Here is an 18,010-nt window from a genome sequence, read left to right as displayed (position 1 = left end):
AAAGGTTTTTGGTAGCGGGAAGTGGAATCGAACCACTGACCTCGGGCTTATGAGTCCCGCGCTCTAACCAACTGAGCTACCCCGCCATAAAGTGAAAGATTTATACTACATTTATTAACTCTTTCAACTATAAGTAAATTTCTTATGAAAAAAAAAATTACTTATCTATTTATTAGTCACTTTTTCTTTTTAATAATTGGCTTTGGCTTAGGTATATATTTTCTACCAATTTTAACTGCGCCAGCGTCAGTCGAAATAAGTAAAATTAATGAGTATGAAAATAAATCTCAATATCAAACTGAGTTTGTTAGAGATTTAAGAGGAAGTGATCCATTTCACTGGGGAGAAGCAAAAGTTACAATTTCAAACACAAAAATTACAGTCAATGGCGCAATTGCACCCGGGCCAGATTACAAACTTTATCTAACAAATGAATTTACACAACATGAAGATGAATTTTTGCCAATTAAAGATGAAGCTAAATATGTTGCAGAGGTTAAAAGTTTTGAAAACTTTGTTGTTGATGTTCCCTCAAATGTAGATGTAAGTAAATTCAATACCGTAGTTATTTGGTGTGAAAGTTTCAGTGAATTTATAACTGCAGCTAAATACCAATAATTTTTTTAATTAACTATTTTTAAAATTAGTTTGCTTTAATGGTTTAAAGATAATTTCAGCAGGATATTTGATTTTTTCAATTTCTATTGAAATATTTCCATTTAGAAGTTCATCATCTGTATAGTCATTATTTATATAACCAAATGCAAGATTTTTTTTGAAATTAAATGAATAATTACCCGATGTAGTTCTTCCAACTATTTTATCATCAAAATAGATTGGTTCATCGTGAAGCAGAAGAGGTTTTCCTGGTTCATTATTTTTAAGGACAAACATAGCAAACTTCCTATCAATTTTTTTATCTTTTATTTTTTCCAATGCTTCTCTTCCAATAAAATTAAATTCTTTCTTGTAACTAACAGTAAAGTTAAGACCTGCCTGGTATTGGTTTTCCTCAGGTGAAATATCATGACCCCAATGTAAAAAACCACTTTCCATTCTCATTGTATCTAATGCATGCATTCCACAATTAGATAAATTGTATTTTTTTCCTTTTTCTATTAATTTCTCATAAATATTTTTAGACTCAGAATTTTTAACATAAAGTTCGTAACCTAACTCACCAACATAAGATAATCTTTGGGTCCATATTTTAGTTCCGTTAATTTCTATATATTTCGAATTCGCAAACTTAAAGTTTTCATTACTAAAATCATCTGAACTTAAATCTTGCATTAACAGCCTACTCTTTGGCCCAAATAATCCAAACACACAATAATCATCAGTAATGTCAGTTAACTCAACATTATCCGATAGATGCTTTTTAATATGAAATTTATCTCTTTCTCTTGTTGCTGCAGAACTAATAATTCTAAAATGATTTTGATCTATACAAACTACTGTAAGATCTGTCTCTATTCCTCCATCTTTATTGAGCATATGAGTATAAGTACATTTTCCAGGTTCCTGTTTTATATTTGATGTGCAAATTCTCTGAAGATCTTCATGAGCTTTTTCAGATTTAATTTCAAATTTAGAGAAAGGAGATAAATCATATAGACCAACATTTGTTAGTGTATTGTTAGTTTCGTATTCAACTGATGGATACCAGTTTTGGTAATTATAACTGTATTCATACTCTGCTTTTTCTCCATCAAGAGCAAACCACATTGGTCTTTCATATCCAGCAGAAACTCCAAAGCATGCACCAAAACTTTTTAATTCATTGTGGTATGGTAATTTTTTTACATTTCTTGATGTTTTGTGTTGTTTATAAGGCCAATGCATTCCATACAAATCCCCAAGTGACTCTGTAATACGATCTTTAATAAAACCTAATTCTGAATGAAACTTTTGAAATCTCTTTATATCGTAATTAAAAATATCTTCATTGATATGACCAGTCATTAACCATTCTGCAGTTACTTTTCCAACTCCACCTCCACTACCAATACCTATGCTATTCAACCCACAGCTAACAAATAAATTTTTAACCTCAGGTACTTCACCTAATAAAGAATTAGTATCAGGCGTAAAAGACTCTGGTCCAGAAAAAAACTTTCTAATTCCAGCTTGCTCTAGAACTGGAAATCGTTTCATGGATTTTTCTAAATATGGTTCAAAATGATCAAAATTTTCTGGAAATTCTCCAAATGAAAAATCTTCTGGAACTTTATTAGTATCTTTAAATGCTGGAATTGACTTACCTTCAAATATTCCAATTAAAAGTTTTCCAGCATCTTCTTTAATATAAGTACTGCTATCAAAATCTCTTATTACAGGTAATGTTGGTGAAAGATTTTCAATTGGCTCTGTAATTACATAAAAATGTTCTGCAGGATATAAAGGAATACTAACTCCTATTTTTTCTCCAATTTGTCTAGACCACATGCCTGTTGCAAGAACAACATATTCACATTCAATATCTTGCCCCTTAACTCTAACACCACTAACTCTACCATTTTTAGTTAATATTGTTTCAACAGGTGATTGCTCAAATATTTTTGCACCACCTAATCTTGCACCTTTTGCCAACATGTGTGTAACACCACTTGGATCAGCAGCACCATCACCTGGCATTAACACTCCACCCTTTAAATCATCCGTATACATAATTGGATAATTTTTCTTAATTTGATCTTTATCTAAAATCTTAATATCAACATCATACAATTGAGCCGTAGTTGCTTGTCTTTGAAGCTCTTGCCATCTAGCATTTGTTTGAGCAATAGATAGAGCTCCGTTAATTCTTAAACCTGCAGAGTGATCAACTTCTTTTTCTAATTTTTTATAAAGGTCTAAAGTATATTTTCTAATTTTTGTAACAGCTGCTGTTGGACCTAACTGGCTAACCAATCCTGCTGCATGCCAAGTTGTACCTGATGTTAATTGATCTCTTTCTAAAAGAACAACATCTTTCCAGCCAAATTTTGTTAAGTGGTAAGCAACGGAACAACCAATGACACCACCTCCAACAACAACTACCTTTGTGCTAGAAGGATATTTTTTTTCCATTGCTAATGTTTGACAGCTTCTCCTGGGTCTACAAAGTTGTGACCAAATACATCTGCAACTGCCTTATAAGTAACCATTCCTTTATGAACATTTAATCCAGCTAAAAAGTTTTTATCTTCACTTAATGCTTTTTGATAACCATTGTTAGCAAGTTTTACAAGATAAGGTAACGTTGCATTGTTTAAAGCTAAAGTAGAAGTTCTTGGAACTCCACCCGGCATATTCGCTACACAATAATGAACAACATCATCAACAATATAAGTTGGTTCGCCGTGAGTAGTTGGTTTGCTTGTTTCAACACATCCTCCCTGGTCAATTGCAACATCAACAATGACAGAACCTCTCTTCATACTTTTAATCATTTCTTTAGTAACTAATTTTGGAGCTTCAGCACCTGGAATTAAAACTCCTCCAACTAATAAGTCTGCTTCAGAAACTAATTTTGGAAGATCAATTTTATCACTTTGTTCAGGAATAATTTTGTCACCAAACATATCAACTAATTGTTTTAATCTAGCTTCTGATTTATCAACTATATGCACTTTAGCTTGCATTCCTGTTGCAATTACTGCAGCGTTTTCACCTACAACACCGCCACCTAAAATAACTACAGTTCCACCAGTCACTCCTGGAGCACCGCCTAACAAAAGTCCTCTTCCATTTTGATTTTTCTCCAGACAATGTGCTCCTGCTTGAACCGACATACGTCCTGCAACTGCACTCATTGGTGCTAATAATGGCAATCTTCCATTGTCATCTGTTACAGTTTCATAAGCTATATTAACACTCTTTGATTTAATTAAACCTTCAGTTAATTCTTTTGCTGCTGCTAAGTGAAGATATGTATAAACAATTTGATTTTCTCTAATCATATCAACCTCAACTTTTTGAGGTTCTTTAACTTTAACAATTATATCTGCATCATTAAAAATATCAGCTGCAGTGTTTGCTATCTTTGCACCTGCATTTGTATATTGATCATTTTCAAATCCAGCTTCAAACCCACCATTGTTTTCAACAATAACTTCGTGACCTTCCGAAACTAAAGTTTTAACACTCTCTGGTGTTAGCCCTATTCTGTTTTCTTGAGGTTTTATCTCCTTAGGTACGCCTATCTTCATAAGCACTCTCCATGTCTTTAATTAAACTAATTAGTTCTTTTGGTTTTTTTGATAGTTCGTAATACCTGTTCTTAGTTTATCAATAATCTCATCTATATGTTTTTCTTCACATATAAATTGAGGAGCGATAATTAGACAGTCACCAGTTGCTTTAAAGTTTACTCCTGCTTCATAACAAGCTTTAAAACATTCATAACCTGCTTTACCTGGTTTAGTATTCATTTTCATATCAATACCACCCATCATTCCATAACCTCTTATGTTTTCAACGGACTCTAAGTCTTGAAGAGAAAATAATCCTTTTTGGAAATAAGGTGCTAAATTTTTTGCTCTATTAAAGATATCTTCTTTTTCAAAAATATCTTGAACAGCTAAACCTGCTGCTACTGCAACTGGAATTCCTGAATAAGTATATCCATGAAATAATTCAACAGATCCCATTGGAGATGCATCCATTACTGCATCATAAATTTCATCTTTACATGCAACTACACCCATTGGAACAACACCATTAGTTGTTGCTTTAGCCATAGTCATTAAATCTGGAGTAACACCAAATTCATGACTTGCAAAAGAGGAACCTGTTCTTCCCCAACCTGTAATCACTTCATCGAATATTAAGAGAATTCCATGCTTGTCACAAATTTCTCTTAATCTTTGTAAATATCCTTTTGGTGGAACTAAAGTCCCAGTAGATCCAGCAATTGGCTCTACGATACAAGCTGCAATATTTTCTGGTCCAAAGTTACTTGCAATTCTCTCTAAATCGTCTGCAAGATCTCCTCCTGTTTCAGGTTGACCGCTAACAAATTTATGTTCTGGTAAATGTGTGTGTCTCATATGTTGAACACCTGGCATTAAAATGCTTGCAAATGTTTTAACATTATTAATCATTCCACCAACTGAAACACATCCAATGTTCATTCCGTGATAACCTCTTTCACGTCCTACAAATCTAAATCTATGAGCATTTCCTTTTGCTCTATGATAAGCAATTGCAATTTTAATTGCAGTTTCAACAGCAGTTGAACCACAAATAGTAAAAAACATTTTATTTAAATCACCTGGAGTATGTTTTGAAATTTTTGTAGCTAATTCAAATGAACCACCAAAACCTTGTTGGAAAGGCTGAGCATAATCTAAAGTCTCTAATTGTTTGGTAACTGCCTCAGTAATTTCTCTTCTACCATGACCTAACGGATTACAAAATAATCCTGAGCTCGCATCAATTTGTGTTTTTCCATGGTGAGTTTTTAAGTAAACTCCTTTTGCTTCAGTAATTAATCTTGGGTTCGCTTTAAAATCTTTATTCGATGTAAACGGCATCCAATGTTCATTTAATGAATTTGGAACTGAAGTTCTTGTTTCTGAGCTCATAAAATTTTTCTCTCTTTATTAACTGTTATAAATATTTCCAACTATTAGACTAAATCAATTAGTTTGCTAGAAATATTTTGACCGCCCAAAATGATGCGTCATAAGTATACAACTTTTAATTGAACTTATCTTTTTGTTTTACAACCGCTCAAAATTGAATTTAAATAACAATAATTTAATTAAATTAACATAGGGGAATAAATGAAAAAAATACTAAGTTTTATTCTAGGATCTATTTTTGCTCTTAACCTTTCAATTTCAGTTGCAAACTCTGCAGCTACTGAAGTTAGAGTTGCATACTTTCTAGAATGGCCAAGTCCAAATCTAGAGGACATGCAGAAGAAAAATTTTGCAAAAGCTCTTGGTGTACCAGTTAAGTGGACAAACTTCACAAACGGTGGAGCTATGACTGATGCAATGTTAGCAGGAGATATTGATATTTCTTACTCACAAGGTTTAGTACCTTTCATCAACGCTGTAAAATCAAATGCACCACTTAAGTTAGTGGATATTGCTATGGAATACGGAATGGGTGGAACTACTTGTGTAACATCAAATGCATCTGGAATTACAAAAGCTAACGCTACTGAATTAGAAGGTAAAAAAGTTGCTGTTCCACTAGGAACAATGGCTGAATACGTTTTTGATGAAAGTATGAAAGTTGTTGGTGCTGACAGAAGTAAAATGGATATCATTCAAATGGACCCTGAAGAAGGTGCTGCTGCATTAGTAAGTGGTGATGTTGTAATGGCATGTTTATTTGGTGGTAACTCTATTAAAGCAGCAACTGCAGTTGGTTCAAGATTATTAACTGTAGATGAAGCAAGAGCTGCTGGTATCTTAGGTATAGATATCACATCTGTTACAGATAAATTCATGAAAGAAAATCCAGGAATGTTAAGAACTTTTATCGAAGTAACTCACGAAGCAAACGACAGATACAGATCAGGTAAATCCGATATGAATGCTATGTCAAAAGCTTCTGAAATGACTGTTGCTGATATGAAAGAAACTTTAAGTGGATTTAAATTCTTAACTCCAAAGGAAACTAAAGCTTCTATGGAGAGCGGAAACCTAGATGGGTTCTTAAAAGGAATGGGAACTCCAGCTGGTAACGTAGACACAAGTTTCTTACCTTTATAATTTTAAAGGTTTAAGACTTTTTAAATAGGCACTGATTTAAAAATTAGTGCCTATTTTTTTTAAAAAATTTCTAATATAAGGGCGCTATGAGTGATCTTGTTTCTCAAAATCTAAATATGATTTTTAAAACTCCAAAAGGAGAAACGGTTCATGCATTAAAAGATGTTAGTTTTACTTTAAAAAAAGGAGAACTACTTACTGTTCTTGGCCCATCTGGTTGTGGAAAAACAACTTTATTAAATATTACTGCTGGATTTTTAAGACCGACTTCGGGAAAAATTACTTTAAACGATAATGAAATAGATGGACCTGGTGTTGAACGAGGAATGGTGTTTCAACAAGGTGCTTTGTTTGAATGGTTAACAGTTGCTGAAAACGTAAACTTTGGTCTTCGTATGAAAAGCGAAGATCCAGAAGTAACAGCAAAAAAAGTTGAAGAATGGTTAGATATAGTTGGGTTAAAAGGATTTGGTAACACTCCAACCTATCAATTATCAGGTGGTATGCAGCAAAGGGTTGCGCTTGCACGATGTTTAATAAATGATCCTGATTTAATTTTAATGGATGAGCCATTGGGTGCTTTAGATGCATTAACAAGAGAAAAGATGCAGTCTTTAGTTTTAAAAATTTGGAAAGAAACTGGAAAAACAATTATTTTAATTACTCATTCTGTTGAAGAAGCTCTTTTACTTGGTGAAAGATTATATGTCATGGCACCAAGACCTGGAAGAATACATAAAGAGTATAATCTTCCATTTGCTGAAATGGGTCTTACTCAAGATTTAAGAGAAATTAAAAAAAATAAAGAATTTTCATCTACTAGAGAAGAAATTTTATCCATGATCTGGAATATGGAAGAAGAAATAATGGGGAAAGATAATTAATGTTAACACAATTTGTAACAATACTTATTATCGTTTCTGTTATTGGGTGTGTTCTTTATGGGAGAAGATTAATTAGAACTGAAAAAGTTGATGCTGTTTTTGGTAATCCAGAAAGAGCCAAAGGTGGAACGCACTGGGTAATTGTTGGTAGTAGTGCAATCTTGATGCTATGGCTTTATTATTCATGGGATATTGCAAAGGGTTTTTATCCAAAATCAGCAAATGAATTATGCCAGGTTGCTAAAATAAATGAGTCTTTATTAGGCTTAAAATATCAGTTCCCTATTGAAGAAAGAGAATTCAAAAGTACATCCATCATTAAAATTGAAAATAAAAATCTTACAAAAATTGCAAATGAAATAAATGGATCTCCTGATCTAAATGATCAACAAAAAACAATTCTTGTAAGCTACATTGATAGAACTTCTAAATTAATTCCATTGTTAACAAGTGAAGAGTTAATGGAAATGGATACCAAAATTAAACTTCAAGAAATAACAGAAGAAATAAAACTTCTAAGCTCAAACTTCCAAAAGAAAGATTATCCCTTTGAGACAGATGCACAAAAAACTGAAAGACAAAAACTTATTGATGAACAAGGTGGTTGGGGAATTACTACAATAGATTCTGGAAGCGGTTCTATTGAAAATACAATTGAAATACCAACTGCACCTCAAACAAATAAAGGTTTAAAATTTCATGCAGCTGCAGCAGAATTAAAAAAAATTGACGACAAATTTTTTAAATTAAAAAACCATAACCCACCTTTCAAAAGTTCAATTAAACAACTTAAAGATGACATTAAAGCTTACAGAAAAGGTTTAGATGATAGTGAAGAAATAGCATCTGACTATGCAAAAAATATTGTTAAAATTGCAAGAAGAATAGAATTTGCAAGTATCTACCCTCCAAATGCATTAAATGAAATGCAAGCAGCAATCATAGAATTTGATGAGTTACAAAACAAAGAACAAGCTGGATTAAGATTAATCGATATACTTTTATTTCCTGCTGGAACAATTGTAGCAAGTGGACCTACTTGTTCAGAACAAGGTTCTGGTAGATGGCTACCTAAACCATCCGATACATTTAATAAGTTTGTATTGATGTCTAAACCAAGTGTTGGATACAAAAATGTTCCTCTTTTATGGATTGAAATGGTTGATGTTAGTAAAATGATTGGCTTCGTTTTACCAGATTGGATAGCCGATATCTTACCTGGTGAATATCCAGTTCATACAAAAGATGGAATAGTTAAAGAAAACTTTAAAAGCAATGTTTTAAAAGTTGTTACTGGTGACTTTAAATTATTCAAAGTTCCAGTTCCATACGGACATATCTGGGATTCTTTTATGCGGGTATTTTTAGGATTAGTGTTTGGAATTATAATTGGTGTTCCATTAGGATTGTTTATGGGTCTAAACAGATTTGCAAAAGGTTTCTTTGATCCATTAATTGAACTTTATAGACCCGTTCCCCCACTTGCTTGGGCTCCATTAATTATTTCTGTACTTGGAATTGATAACTCTGGAAAAATATTTTTATTATTTATGGTCTCTTTATCTATTATGATTATTTCAGCAAGAGCTGGAGCATCAGGAACTCAATTATCAAAAATTCATGCTGCTCACTCATTAGGAGCTACAAAAAAACAAATATTAAGATATGTAATTTTCCCAAATTCTCTTCCAGAAATTTTAACTGGAATAAGAGTTGCAGTTGGTATGTGTTGGGGAACATTGGTTGCAGCAGAATTTTTAGCTGGAACAACTGGTATTGGTTTCGTTGAAAACGTTGCTAAAAAATACTTCCAGTACGAAGTTATTTGGATAACGATATTTATAATGGGTCTTCTTGGTTTATTGTTCGATGTAACTTTAAGAAAGATAATTGATAAAACTATTCCATGGCGTGGAAAAGGATAAATGAAAACTCCTTTGTTAAAAAATCAAGTAATTAAAATTTTTCAAAAATTTGGTTTAAGTAAAGATCATGCTTTAATTTCTGCTAATGCTTTAATCAATGCAGAATTAGTTGGTGCATATGGTCATGGTTTATCAAGACTTAAAATGTATTGTGATAGAATTTCCAAAAAAGTAATTAATCCAAAACCAAAAATAAAAATTAAAAAAATTTCATCTTCTATTTCTCATATTGATGCAAATAATAGTATTGGATTTGTTGCTGCTGATCTTGGAATAAAAACTGCAATTAAACATGCACAAAAAACAGGAATAGGAATGGTAGCTGTAAAAAATAGTGGTCACTATGGTTTATCAGGTTATTACGCTGAACAAGCGGTTAAGAAAAATTTAATTGCAATGATCTATACAAACGCTCCTCCAGCAGTTGCTCCTCATGGTGCATTAAAAACTTTATTTGGAACTAACCCAATTTGTTTTGGAACCCCTACTGGTTCTAAAGTTCCTTTTATTTTAGATACTTCAATCTCAATGATTAACAGAGGTAAAATTAGAGTTGCTGCAAGAAACAATCAAACAATTCCAGCTGGTGTAGCCTTAGATAAATTTGGAAAACCAACTACTGATGCAAAAAAAGCATTAGCAGGAGTTCAATTGCCTATTGCTGGATTTAGAGGTTCGGGACTTGCTTGGATGGTTGATATTTTAAGTGGTGTACTAACTGGAGGAAATCATGCAGGTCGTGTTAAAGATCCTTTTGATGATTTTTCAGGACCACAAAATATTGGACATCTGTTTATAACGTTTAAAGCAAACTTATTTCAAAAAAATTATAACCAAAGAATTAAAGATAATATTAAAACAATTAAAAAACTTCCTAAGATTAAAGGTGTTAAAGAAATAATGTATCCAGGACAAAATAAATTTAACCGTTACAAACAAAATCTTAAAAAAGAAATCAATATTCCAGATATTATTAAAAAAGATTTAGAAACTTTAATAAGTTAAAAAAGTTAAAACTCCTAAAGAAGCAACTACAGAAGAAACAATAATTGTTCTTTTAACTTTTTCCTTTTTTTTCTCTTCAAGAAGTCTTTGCTTTAGAACATCCACATTCACTCTTTGTGGAGCTTCAATATTTTGAGAGGGGTTCTCAATTTCAACGGATGTTCTATTTAAGCTTTCTGTACTCATAATTTTTTAAATACAAAATCATTTAATCATTACTAGTTACATTATTACATATTAGGAATGTCCAAAATGGGTTGACACTTTATTGTGTATTGTCCATATTGGGTTTTTTTTAAATCATGAGCACACTACCAAGCATATCTGACGCACTAGATGAAAAAATGGTTACTTCAGTAATCAATAAAAAATTTAATAATTTCGTTCCAGCTTTTTATAAATTTGTATCTGAATGGATAATTAATGCTTATTCCAATTTCAAAGATATAGAAATGTATATGGTCTTAATCTATTTAGTTAATAATGATTTTAAATTCTATAGAAAAAATGGAATTCAGGTCGATTACAACACCTTTTATAAAGACAAAACTTTAGAAATCGAAGAAATTAAAATTATTGAAATTTCTAGAGATCTTCAAATCCCAAAAGAAAGTGTAAGAAGAAAGATTATTTATTTAGAAAAAATAGGCGTAATAAAACGAACAAGGAAGAAAATTTTTATTGATAGATCTGCTTATGAAACAGTGCAGCCAATAAGTGCATTAAAAAATATATCGTATTTGGTATCAATTTCTTCAAAAATTTTAAAACAAGAAAATAAAATTCCAAACTCTTTTTCTTCCAATGAAATAACAGATACTATTAAGAATAATTTCTCATATTGTTGGTACGAATTTTATAAATTTATTTTTTCTTACTTTTTCAGATGGAGAAAAGAAACAAAAGATTTAGAAACATTATGCGTAGCTTTGCTTATAATATCAAATGCATCATCAAGTAAAAATTTTATTATCCAGGATATAGATATTGAAAAGTGGAGAAAGCGAATATCTTTTGCAGACAAAATTGGTTTAAATTCTATGTCTATATCAGACATTACAGGTATTCCGAGACCAACAGTTGTTAGAAAAGTAAATTCTTTAATCAAAAAAGGTTATGCAAAAATGGATCAAAAAAAATTAATTTCAGTTAAAATTGATGAAAAAATTTTTTCAAAAACCCAAAAAATACAAGAACAAACAGTAAAAGAAATTTCAGAACTAATTTATAAAATTTTAAATAAAGCTACAATTAACTAGATCTTCTTAAAATATATATAAAAATAAATCCCGTAATATACATGACTAAAGCATAAGCAGCTGTTGGTATCATGTAAGCAACATCATTAAAAATTTGAGATGCAACAAATACTGCTAAAGTTCCATTTTGAAGACCACACTCTAAAGAAATGCATTTTCTCTGAGCAACTCCAGTTGCAAAAACTTTAGCAATATAAAAAGCTAAAATCATCATCACTATATTTAAAATTAAAACCGCTATTCCAGCTTGAGCTAAATAATTAAAAATATTTTCTCTTTCTTCAATCCAAATTGCTGCAAATACAATAACAAATAATAAACTAGTAGTTCTATTGACGATGTTAATATTTGAAGAGATAAAATTTTCTGCAAATCCTCTTATAACCATTCCTATAATTACCGGAACAGTTACAACTAAAGCCATTTTAAGTGCGATCCCTGTCATGGTAATCTCTGTAGACATTTCAGTAACCCCTAGCATTCCAGCTGAAGTAAAAACTATAAATGGAACTGATATAATACTAATTAAACTTCCAACAGCTGTTAAAGAAATTGATAAAGCTACATCTCCATCTGCAAACTTAGTAAGAACATTTGATGTAACACCTCCTGGTGCTGCAGCTATAATCATTAAACCTAAAGCTATTTCGATCGGTAATCTTAAAATTAAAACCAATATGTATGCAACAATTGGTAAAAGAATTAATTGGCAAGTTATTCCAATTAAAAAATCTTTTGGATTTCTAATTACTCTAGTAAAATCTTTTACAGATAAACCAAGTCCTAGGCCAAGCATTATCAATGCTAAAGCTAACGGTGCTATTTTAGTTACAATCTCCAAATATCTACCCTCTCAACAGAAATTTTTATATCACACATCTGTTTTGGATAACTAAAAAAAAAATTAAACCTGAAGGTGCATTTTGTAATAAAACGGTAACAATTAAATTAAAATCATATTAACCTTTTAACTAATATAACTTTAGAGAGGATATTATGAATAAACTATTAAAAATAGCATCTATTGTCCTTCTTTTTTCATTAACAATGTTTGGCTTAACAAACAAAGCTTCTGCTGCAAAGTTAACTTTATATTGCAGTGTTGAAATTGATGTTTGTGAAATGCTTGAACAAGCTTATGAAAAAGAAACAGGCACAAAAGTTGCAATGACAAGAGCAAGTAGTGGTGAAACTTTTGCAAAAATTAAAGCAGAAGCTTCTAATCCTAAAGGTGATGTTTGGTTTGGTGGAACTGGTGATCCACACTTAACAGCTGCTCAGGAAAATTTAACTGAAAAATATAAATCAAAACACTTTGATGATTTATTACCAGCGGCTCAAAACCAAGCAAAAAATGCTGACTATAAATCTGTAGGGATTTATGTTGGTGCATTAGGTTTTGGATACAATAAAGATCTTTTAGCAAAAAAAGGTCTTCCAGCTCCTAAATCATGGATGGATTTAACAAAACCTATTTATAAAGGTGAAATCCAAGTAGCAAATCCAAATTCATCTGGAACTGCTTACACAACTTTAGCTACAATTCTTCAAATTTTTGGAGAAGATAAAGGTTGGGATTACATGAAGAAACTTCATGCAAATATAAACACTTATACTAAATCTGGTTCTGCTCCAATTAAGGCTACTGGAAGAGGTGAAAACTTAATTGGTATTTGTTTCCAACACGATGGTGTGAAACAAACTAAGAAAGGTTTGCCTGTTGTAACTGTTTCTCCTGAAGAAGGAACTGGTTATGAAGTTGGATCAATGAGTATTATTGCTGGTGCAAGAAATATGAAGGAAGCTAAAAAGTTTTATGACTGGGCATTAAGTCCTGCAATACAAACTATGGTGTTCACTTCAGGAAAATCTTTGCAAGTACCGTCTAATACTAAAGCAAAAGCTGATCCTGATGCTCCAGATTTATCAACTATAAACTTGATTGATTACAATTTTAAAGTTTATGGAGATAAAGCAACAAGAGCGAGTCTGTTATCTAAGTGGGATAAAGACGTATCTGTAATTCCTAGATAATTTTAGGAATTAATGAGAGGGCTCGTCATTTGTTGGATACTAATTGGTGGAACAGGTTTCTTTCTCTTTCCATGGTATGTAACAGGTGACGGGTTTTTCTCAATCAATTGGATTTTAGAGTATTCTTTAGAAGATTACGGCTCTGCCCTACCTCAAGTTTTTATAAATAAAAAATATTGGTTATTCCCATTAATCTTTCCATTATTTTTACCTTTAACCACAATTAAATTAAATCAAACTAATCCTCTGTATTCAAAAATATTTTTGTACTCAGGTTTATTTGGTTTCTTTTATTTTTTCTTACAAGGTTTTGCTGTTGGGATCAGAGGGTGGAATTATGAAATATTCCAATCAATTTTTGGAGATGTAGAAAATCAATATGGAATGGGTTCAGGTGCAGTACTAACATGTTGTGCTTTTATATTTTATATTACTCACGGCCTTGCATCTCGTGGCTGGTTAAATGGAGATAATTTTATTGTAGGAAGTATTGGAAGTATAATTATTTTAGTATCTACTTTTGTTTTTTTTCCAATATTTAGAATGTTTGGTGTAGCCTTTAAAGGAACTGAAGGTGGTTACGAAATTAGTAATTTTTCAGATAAGATTTTTAACAAAGGGATATGGGGATTAGATTGTTTATATAGTGATTATGCTTGTGGTGTTTTCTGGAACACTATTACCATGGGTACACTTACAGCTTTTTCATCGACAATTTTAGGTTTAGGTTTTGCTCTTTTAATTGCAAGAACCAGTTTTAAATTTAAAAAAACAGTTAGAATATTATCTGTTTTACCAATCATTACCCCTCCATTTGTAATTGGTTTAGCTATCATAATTTTATTTGGAAGAACTGGTGTTGTAAGTTCGTTTCTTGAATGGGGATTTGATATCGAACCTTCAAGGTGGATTTATGGATTACCAGGGATTTGGTTTGCACAAACTCTTGCTTTCACGCCTATTGCATTTCTAGTTTTAATTGGTGTTGTAGAAAGTGTCAGCCCATCAATGGAAGAGGCATCACAAACTTTAAGGGCTTCAAAGTGGCAAGTTTTTAAAACTGTTACATTACCTTTAATGAGGCCAGGAATAGCCAATGCATTTTTACTTGGGTTTATTGAAAGTTTAGCAGACTTTGGAAACCCGTTAGTGCTTGGAGCCGAGTATGATGTTTTATCTACTGAAATATTTTTTGCAATTGTTGGTGCACAATATGATGAAACTAAAGCAGCAATACTTGCTATGATTTTATTGTCTGTTGTCTTAGTTGTATTTTATCTTCAAAATCAGTGGTTAGGAAAAAAATCTTATATTTCAATTTCAGGTAAAGGAGATAGTGGTGTTCATCCTGAGCTACCGAATAAAACAAAATGGGTCATTTATTCAACAGTGCTTCCATGGGCTTTACTAACTTTTATTATCTACGTCATGATTATGTTTGGTGGATTTGTAGAAATGTGGGGCATTGATCATAGCTTTACTTTAAAACATTACATTGAAGCCTTTAGTGTTGAATGGGTAGAAGACAGAGGCTTCTTGTGGACAGGAACTGCGTGGAATTCCTTTAATACAACTTTCACAATTGCTTTAATTTCATCTTTACCAACCGCTGCAATAGGAATTTTGACTGCATATCTTTTAACAAGACATAGATTTAAAGGTAAAAATGCTTTTGAATTTGGAACCATGTTGAGTTTTGCAATACCTGGTAGTGTTATTGGTGTTAGTTATGTTTTTGCTTTTAACGTTCCACCTTTAGAGTTAACAGGAACAGGAATTATTTTAGTAATCGCATTTGTGTTTAGAAACATGCCGGTTGGTGTTAGAGCTGGAATAGCGGCCATGAACCAACTTGATCCTCATTTAGATGAAGCTTCATCAACTTTAAATGCATCAAGTGCTCAAACTTTTAGAAATATAATTCTTCCATTGCTTAAACCAGCAATTACGGCTTCATTAGTATTTAGTTTTGTAAGAGCAATGACAGCAATTAGTGCTGTTATATTCTTAGTCAGTGCAAATTACGATCTAGCAGTATCTTATATTTTAGGAAGATTAGAAAATAATGACTACGGTTTAGCGATAGTATATTCATCTGCTTTAATTGTAGTAATGTTGTTTACAATTATGTTAATGCAATTAATAATAGGAAAACGTAAACTAGGAAGAAGAGATCAAAACTCATCAATTTTACAAGGAATTTAGATAATGAAAAAAGCTGAAGTGAAGTTTGAAAATATTACAAAGAAATTTAATGAAACTACAGCTGTTGATAATGTTAGTTGTAAATTTGAAGCTGGAACTTTGACAACGTTACTTGGTCCATCTGGATGTGGGAAAACAACTTCACTAAGGATTATTGCAGGTCTTGAAAGAGCTACAAGTGGAAAAATTTTAGTTGATGATGAGGACGTAACATTGCTACCTGCAACAGATAGAGATGTGTCTATGGTATTTCAATCTTACGCTTTGTTTCCACACATGAGTGTACTGGAAAATGTTTCTTATGGCTTAAAAATGATCAATGTAAATAAAGAAGAATACGTTCAAAAATCATTAGAAACATTAAAACTAGTAAACCTTGAAGGATATGAAAATAGAATGCCTTCAGAATTATCTGGAGGACAACAACAAAGGGTTGCTGTTGCAAGAGCGATTGTATTGGAACCAAAAGTGCTTCTGTTTGATGAGCCTCTTTCAAACTTGGATGCAAAATTAAGAAGACAGGTGAGAGAAGATATTAGACAAATACAACAAAAGTTAGGAGTAACAACTATTTACGTAACACATGATCAAGAAGAAGCTTTAGCTATTTCAGACAAAGTAATCGTAATGAACAATGCAGTAATTGCTCAAGAAGGCAGCCCGAAAGATCTTTATAATTTTCCTAGAAACAAATTTGTTGCAAACTTTATTGGTGATGCAAATGTTGTCAAAGCCGAGGTCATAAATAAAAATTCAAATTCATATGATATCAAAATAGCTGAAATGAATATCAAAATTCAAAGTGACAATGAATTAAATGGAGATATTTCTGTTGCCTTAAGACCAGAAAAAATATCAATTGATAGAAATAAAGGTGATAATTGTATTCATGCTACTGTAAATAATGCATCTTTTGTGGGCAGTAGTTATCAATATATTTTAAATTCAAAAGTTGGGAAATTATATGTTGTATCTGGTGATACAAATGACATTTTTAAAGTTGGAGAAGAAGTTTTCTTGAGTATAAATGAGCAAGAAGTAAAAATTCTTAACGACTAAAATTATGCTTTCAAATAAAGAAATTGTCTGTCCAAATAAACTGTTAGATATAGCTCACAGTAAAAAAGGAGTTAAGGTTGCAGTTGTAAATGCTGGTAAACCCCTACCCATGCTATCTGTTCAAGACGCTGTAAATGAAAATCTAATTGAACCAGTTTTTATCGGTCATGAAGTTGAAATACAAAAATGTGCTGAAGACCTTGGTTGGGATATTTCAAAATATGAACTTATCCATGAGCCAGTTGAAAACAATACTGCAAAAATTGCAGCTAAACTTGCAAGTGAAGATAAAGTTAAAATAATTGTAAAAGGACATATTCATACTGACGTTCTAATGAAAGAAGTTTTAAAGCGAGAGTATAACTTGTTAGGGAAAACTAGATTAAGTCATATCTGGCATATGACAGTCGATAAAGAGGATAAGCCATTAATAATAACTGATGGCGCTTTAAATGTATTGCCAAATGTTAAAACAAAAATGCATATACTAAAAAATGTGATAAATTTTTCAAATCGTATTGGAATTGAAAGACCAAAAGTTTCTGTATTATCTGCAACTGAAGAAGTTTTAGAAAGTGTGCCAAGTTCAATTGAAGCAGCTGAAATAACAAAGCTTGCTAAAGAAGAAAATTTGAATGCAGATGTTTTTGGACCTTTAGCTTTTGATAATAGTATTTCAAAAAAATCTGCTGGTATTAAAGGTATTAAAAATTTAGTTGCAGGAGAAGCTGATGTATTATTAGTACCAAGTGTTGAAACCGGAAATGCCCTAGTTAAAATGATGATTTATTTTATGGGTGCATGTGCTGCAGGTGTTGTGGTGGGAGGAAAAGTCCCGGTTGTAATAACTAGTAGATCAGATGAAGCACAAGCAAGATTAGCATCAATAGCTGCGGCAGTCGTAGCTTTGGACTAAATGATTAATT

Annotated in this window: 15 protein-coding genes and 1 tRNA gene; 10 read left to right on the top strand and 6 right to left on the bottom strand. The window is 31.8% G+C overall.

The window, feature by feature from the left end; all coding sequences use genetic code 11:
* Positions 1-9: 9 nt before the first annotated feature.
* Positions 10-86, bottom strand: a tRNA-Met gene (locus VP90_RS07675).
* Between the two features lie 58 nt (positions 87-144).
* Here VP90_RS07675 and VP90_RS07670 point away from each other — a divergent pair.
* On the top strand, positions 145-618 hold the full coding sequence (locus VP90_RS07670; RefSeq protein WP_262590523.1) for a DM13 domain-containing protein: 474 nt from the start codon (positions 145-147) through the stop codon (positions 616-618).
* A 9-nt stretch (positions 619-627) separates the two neighbouring features.
* Here VP90_RS07670 and VP90_RS07665 read toward each other — a convergent pair whose 3' ends face one another.
* The 3 genes from VP90_RS07665 to VP90_RS07655 are packed head-to-tail and all read right to left on the bottom strand — an operon-like array spanning position 628 to position 5,570.
* The gene (locus VP90_RS07665) at positions 628-3,072 is read right to left on the bottom strand and encodes a GcvT family protein (RefSeq protein WP_262590522.1); all 2,445 of its coding nucleotides are present in this window, start codon (positions 3,070-3,072) and stop codon (positions 628-630) included.
* 2 nt (positions 3,073-3,074) lie between these two features.
* Positions 3,075-4,193, bottom strand: a complete 1,119-nt coding sequence (ald, locus tag VP90_RS07660) for an alanine dehydrogenase (RefSeq protein WP_262590521.1) — start codon at positions 4,191-4,193, stop codon at positions 3,075-3,077.
* Positions 4,194-4,223: 30 nt separating this feature from the next.
* Complete coding sequence (locus VP90_RS07655) at positions 4,224-5,570, bottom strand: aspartate aminotransferase family protein (protein ID WP_075505902.1); 1,347 nt, start codon at positions 5,568-5,570, stop codon at positions 4,224-4,226.
* Positions 5,571-5,771: 201 nt separating this feature from the next.
* On the opposite strand from VP90_RS07655, the gene VP90_RS07650 reads away from it, so the two are divergent.
* The 4 genes from VP90_RS07650 to VP90_RS07635 all read left to right on the top strand — a co-directional run bounded on the left by VP90_RS07650 (position 5,772) and on the right by VP90_RS07635 (position 10,527).
* Positions 5,772-6,713: an ABC transporter substrate-binding protein gene (locus tag VP90_RS07650; protein WP_262590520.1), complete on the top strand. Its 942-nt coding sequence runs from the start codon at positions 5,772-5,774 to the stop codon at positions 6,711-6,713.
* Between the two features lie 86 nt (positions 6,714-6,799).
* On the top strand, positions 6,800-7,597 hold the full coding sequence (locus VP90_RS07645) for an ABC transporter ATP-binding protein (protein ID WP_262590519.1): 798 nt from the start codon (positions 6,800-6,802) through the stop codon (positions 7,595-7,597).
* Positions 7,597-9,522, top strand: a complete 1,926-nt coding sequence (locus VP90_RS07640) for an ABC transporter permease (RefSeq protein WP_262590518.1) — start codon at positions 7,597-7,599, stop codon at positions 9,520-9,522. The genes VP90_RS07645 and VP90_RS07640 overlap by 1 nt, the downstream gene beginning before the upstream one ends.
* Complete coding sequence (locus VP90_RS07635) at positions 9,523-10,527, top strand: Ldh family oxidoreductase (RefSeq protein ID WP_262590517.1); 1,005 nt, start codon at positions 9,523-9,525, stop codon at positions 10,525-10,527.
* Here VP90_RS07635 and VP90_RS07630 read toward each other — a convergent pair.
* Positions 10,516-10,713 carry a hypothetical protein gene (locus VP90_RS07630; protein ID WP_262590516.1) on the bottom strand — a complete coding sequence of 66 codons (198 nt, stop codon included), beginning with the start codon at positions 10,711-10,713 and terminating at the stop codon, positions 10,516-10,518. The two genes, VP90_RS07635 and VP90_RS07630, sit on opposite strands and share 12 nt — an antisense overlap.
* 116 nt (positions 10,714-10,829) lie before the next feature.
* On the opposite strand from VP90_RS07630, the gene VP90_RS07625 reads away from it, so the two are divergent.
* Positions 10,830-11,786, top strand: a complete 957-nt coding sequence (locus VP90_RS07625; RefSeq protein ID WP_262590515.1) for a MarR family transcriptional regulator — start codon at positions 10,830-10,832, stop codon at positions 11,784-11,786.
* Here VP90_RS07625 and VP90_RS07620 read toward each other — a convergent pair.
* Positions 11,779-12,627, bottom strand: a complete 849-nt coding sequence (locus VP90_RS07620; RefSeq protein ID WP_262590514.1) for a bile acid:sodium symporter family protein — start codon at positions 12,625-12,627, stop codon at positions 11,779-11,781. The two genes, VP90_RS07625 and VP90_RS07620, sit on opposite strands and share 8 nt — an antisense overlap.
* A 155-nt stretch (positions 12,628-12,782) precedes the next feature.
* On the opposite strand from VP90_RS07620, the gene VP90_RS07615 reads away from it, so the two are divergent.
* The 4 genes from VP90_RS07615 to VP90_RS07600 are packed head-to-tail and all read left to right on the top strand — an operon-like array spanning position 12,783 to position 18,000.
* Entirely contained in the window at positions 12,783-13,820 is a 1,038-nt protein-coding gene (locus tag VP90_RS07615; RefSeq protein ID WP_262590513.1) for an ABC transporter substrate-binding protein, read from the top strand.
* Positions 13,821-13,832: 12 nt separating this feature from the next.
* On the top strand, positions 13,833-16,025 hold the full coding sequence (locus tag VP90_RS07610) for an ABC transporter permease (protein WP_262590512.1): 2,193 nt from the start codon (positions 13,833-13,835) through the stop codon (positions 16,023-16,025).
* 3 nt (positions 16,026-16,028) lie between these two features.
* Entirely contained in the window at positions 16,029-17,084 is a 1,056-nt protein-coding gene (locus tag VP90_RS07605) for an ABC transporter ATP-binding protein (protein WP_262590511.1), read from the top strand.
* Between the two features lie 4 nt (positions 17,085-17,088).
* A complete protein-coding gene (locus VP90_RS07600; RefSeq protein WP_262590510.1) occupies positions 17,089-18,000 on the top strand; it encodes a bifunctional enoyl-CoA hydratase/phosphate acetyltransferase in 912 nt (303 codons plus the stop codon).
* Positions 18,001-18,010 lie beyond the last annotated feature (10 nt).

It is taken from the genome of Candidatus Pelagibacter ubique HIMB140 (assembly GCF_025558165.1).
GTDB lineage: Bacteria > Pseudomonadota > Alphaproteobacteria > Pelagibacterales > Pelagibacteraceae > Pelagibacter > Pelagibacter ubique_T.
Note: the sequence above shows the minus strand (reverse complement) of the source record. Positions and strands in the feature narration are given on the sequence as shown.

Coding starts and splice junctions, on each gene's coding strand:
- VP90_RS07600 (WP_262590510.1), top strand. CDS start 17,089: ATGCTTTCAAATAAAGAAATTGTCTGTCCAAATAAACTGTTAGATATA.
- VP90_RS07630 (WP_262590516.1), bottom strand. CDS start 10,713: ATGAGTACAGAAAGCTTAAATAGAACATCCGTTGAAATTGAGAACCCC.
- VP90_RS07625 (WP_262590515.1), top strand. CDS start 10,830: ATGAGCACACTACCAAGCATATCTGACGCACTAGATGAAAAAATGGTT.
- VP90_RS07605 (WP_262590511.1), top strand. CDS start 16,029: ATGAAAAAAGCTGAAGTGAAGTTTGAAAATATTACAAAGAAATTTAAT.
- VP90_RS07665 (WP_262590522.1), bottom strand. CDS start 3,072: ATGGAAAAAAAATATCCTTCTAGCACAAAGGTAGTTGTTGTTGGAGGT.
- VP90_RS07645 (WP_262590519.1), top strand. CDS start 6,800: ATGAGTGATCTTGTTTCTCAAAATCTAAATATGATTTTTAAAACTCCA.
- VP90_RS07610 (WP_262590512.1), top strand. CDS start 13,833: ATGAGAGGGCTCGTCATTTGTTGGATACTAATTGGTGGAACAGGTTTC.
- VP90_RS07650 (WP_262590520.1), top strand. CDS start 5,772: ATGAAAAAAATACTAAGTTTTATTCTAGGATCTATTTTTGCTCTTAAC.
- VP90_RS07635 (WP_262590517.1), top strand. CDS start 9,523: ATGAAAACTCCTTTGTTAAAAAATCAAGTAATTAAAATTTTTCAAAAA.
- VP90_RS07640 (WP_262590518.1), top strand. CDS start 7,597: ATGTTAACACAATTTGTAACAATACTTATTATCGTTTCTGTTATTGGG.
- ald (WP_262590521.1), bottom strand. CDS start 4,193: ATGAAGATAGGCGTACCTAAGGAGATAAAACCTCAAGAAAACAGAATA.
- VP90_RS07670 (WP_262590523.1), top strand. CDS start 145: ATGAAAAAAAAAATTACTTATCTATTTATTAGTCACTTTTTCTTTTTA.
- VP90_RS07615 (WP_262590513.1), top strand. CDS start 12,783: ATGAATAAACTATTAAAAATAGCATCTATTGTCCTTCTTTTTTCATTA.
- VP90_RS07655 (WP_075505902.1), bottom strand. CDS start 5,570: ATGAGCTCAGAAACAAGAACTTCAGTTCCAAATTCATTAAATGAACAT.